Origin of the sequence: Pseudomonas defluvii (assembly GCF_001695625.1) — a bacterium.
GTDB classification, from domain to species: Bacteria; Pseudomonadota; Gammaproteobacteria; order Pseudomonadales; family Pseudomonadaceae; genus Aquipseudomonas; species Aquipseudomonas defluvii.
In genome coordinates, this window is record NZ_MBPN01000229.1 from 1 (window position 1) to 2811 (window position 2811).

A 2811-nucleotide genomic window follows, 5' to 3' on the forward strand; every position below is an offset into this window, starting at 1 on the left:
CACTTCCAGCCAAAATCCCCCATCTGAAACTCGCCGCCTTCGACAAACACCATATTGTCCAGCGACTGCACCACGGTATTGAGCAGTTGGGTGCGTATGTCGGTGGACAGCTTCGGGTAGGTCTGGTCGATGGTCGTCGCGATCTGCGCGACTTTTTCCGCGGAGAGCTTTTCGCTCTTGGGCAATGGCAGGGATTGGGCCTGACAGCCGGTCAGTAGCAGCAGTGCGCAGGCGGGCAGAAGTACGCGAACAGTGGGCAGGTAGAACATGGCAGCATCCCTGTAGGCCAAGCGTCAGAAAAGCTTGGACGCTAGCAGATCCAGTCAGTGGCTGGATGTAGGACCTTTCCCAAACTCAATGACCAGCGATTGCGCATACATGGGTTGCCAGGGGAGTTGCAGGGCTTCATAGCGCTTGATTGGACTGTATGGCGCAGCGAAAGCTGTACCCTGGGACGTACCCCGATTTGACGGGCTCTGCCGCCCAGCGTCGAACGGTGCTTGCGGTAATTAACGGGCTCTCAACAAACGCGGAGCCCCTATGAATACGTAATGTACCTGTCGCTGGACCTGTCGGATTCTCCAAAGGGGAGTGATGATAGTAGTCCTCGCCATACCAGTCACTTACCCAATCGACAGCATTTCCTGAAAGGTTGTAAATACCTAATGGGTTGGGTGCGAAACTATCAACTTCAAAAGTGCGCCCCTTCCCGGGTTTTGGAAAGTTACGTCCGTAATCCAAGTTTCCATTATCGGTAGAAAAGTATACGTATTGGCCGCGACTGCGAGCGGCATATTCCCATTGTGCTTCGGTGGGCAAGCTCACTGGATAGCCACTTAGTTGGCCTAGCCAAGCACAGTAATCTTTGGCTTCTTGCCAGGATTTAGTGGGGGTGGGCATTGTGGGTTGAAAACGAAACGCTAAATCCTTTCGTTTGCGAAGCTCTCTGTCAAAAAGTGGCTTGCCTTGAGCAATAAAAAAATGGTCAAAATCACGTATCGTGGTCTGGAACTTAGAAAGATAGTAGCTACTTAACTTAACCGGATGAACAAAATCATCATCCCCATCCAAGCTGATATTGCACAACCGCTCGGGCTCAACCCCACACGGCCATTCACACATATTGCTAGGGTCATAGTCACACTTCCAGCCAAAATCCCCCATCTGAAACTCGCCGCCTTCGACAAACACCATATTGTCCAGCGACTGCACCACGGTGTTGAGCAGTTGGGCGCGTACGTCAGTGGACAGCTTCGGGTAGGTCTGGTCGATGGTCGTCGCGATCTGCGCGACTTTTTCTGCGGAGAGTTTTTCGCTCTTGGGCAATGGCAGGGTTGGGGCCTGGCAGCCGGTCAGTAACAGCAGTGCGCAGGCGGGCAGAAGTACGCGAACAGCGGGTAGGTAGAACATGGCAGCATCCCTGTGGGCCAAGCGTCAGAAAAGCTTGGACGCTAGCAGATCCGGCTACTGGTTGGATGTAGGACCTTTCCCAAACTCCATTGCCAGCGAATGCGCATGCATGCATGGATTGTGAGGGGAGCTGCAGGACTGCATTAGAGGTATAGGTTTTAGAGCGGTTGATCAAACTGAATCGCGCAACGGAAGCCTGTACCGGGATAGTATCCCGTTCTGACGGGATCATTGGGGAAGCGACGCACCGTGCTGGCTGTCAGCAATGGGCTTTCACCAGCATTGGTCCCACGACGGATTTTCTGAGTTCCAGTACTGGGGCCTTGAGGGTTTTCAATCGGAGAGTGGCGGTAATAATCTTCTCCGTACCAGTCGTTGACCCAGTCGGTTGCATTACCTGACATATTGTAAAGGCCCAGTGGGTTGGGCACAAAGCTGTCTACGGCGAATGTGCGCCCGACACCCTGAGCGGGGAAGTTTCGTCCATAGTCCAAACCGCCATTGTCGGTAGGGAAAAATACATACTGACCGCGACTGCGAGCTGCATATTCCCACTGTGCCTCGGTGGGTAAGTCCACTGGGTAATCGGTTAGCTCACCTAGCCAGTTGCAGTAGTTCTTGGCTTCTTGCCAGGTTTTTGTAAAAGCTGGGTTGTTCGGCTGATAGCGAAATTGCAAGTTTTTACGCTGACGGTACTCTGCATCAAAAATAGGTTTATCTTGGATGGTAAAAAACAAATCGAAATCTCCAAGCGCCACTTGGAATTTTGAAAGATAGTAGCTAGTCAATTTAACCGGATGAACAAAATCATCATCCCCATCCATGCTGATGTTGCACAACCGCTCTGGCTCAACGCCACACGGCCATTCACACATATTGCTCTGGTCGTAGTCACACTTCCAGCCAAAATCCCCCATCTGAAACTCACCGCCTTCGACAAACACCATATTGTACAGCGACTGCACCACGGTGTTGAGCAGTTGGGTGCGTATGTCGATGGACAGCTTCGGGTAGGTCTGGTCGATGGTCGTCGCGATCTGCGCGACTTTTTCCGCGGAGAGCTTTTCGCTCTTGGGCAATGGCAGGGATTGGGCCTGGCAACCGGTCAGTAGCAGCAGTGCGCAGGCGGGCAGAAGTACGCGAACAGCGGGCAGGTAGATCATGGCAGCATCCCTGTGGGCCAAGCGTCAGAAAAGCTTGGACGCTAGCAGATCCGGCTACTGGTTGGATGTAGGACCTTTCCCAAACTCAATGACCAGCGAATGCGCATACATGAGGTAGGCGCTGTAGGGCTGCTTTGGTGCAGAGTTTTAGAGTGGCTGATCGGACTGTATGGAACAGCGGAAGCCAAAACCGGGCAAGTATCGGCTTTTTACAGGCTCATCAGCCCAGCGCCGAACC

General features: G+C 52.9%; 2 protein-coding genes and 1 pseudogene. All 3 read right to left on the reverse strand.

Going from position 1 to position 2811, the window contains the following annotated elements; genetic code table 11:
* Positions 1–269 (reverse strand): annotated as a pseudogene (locus EKA13_RS26735) (formylglycine-generating enzyme family protein); the annotation flags it as partial.
* Between the two features lie 136 nt (positions 270–405).
* A complete protein-coding gene (locus EKA13_RS26740) occupies positions 406–1410 on the reverse strand; it encodes a formylglycine-generating enzyme family protein (protein WP_065761996.1) in 1005 nt (334 codons plus the stop codon).
* 158 nt (positions 1411–1568) lie between these two features.
* Positions 1569–2573: a formylglycine-generating enzyme family protein gene (locus EKA13_RS26745; protein WP_065761997.1), complete on the reverse strand. Its 1005-nt coding sequence runs from the start codon at positions 2571–2573 to the stop codon at positions 1569–1571.
* Positions 2574–2811 lie beyond the last annotated feature (238 nt).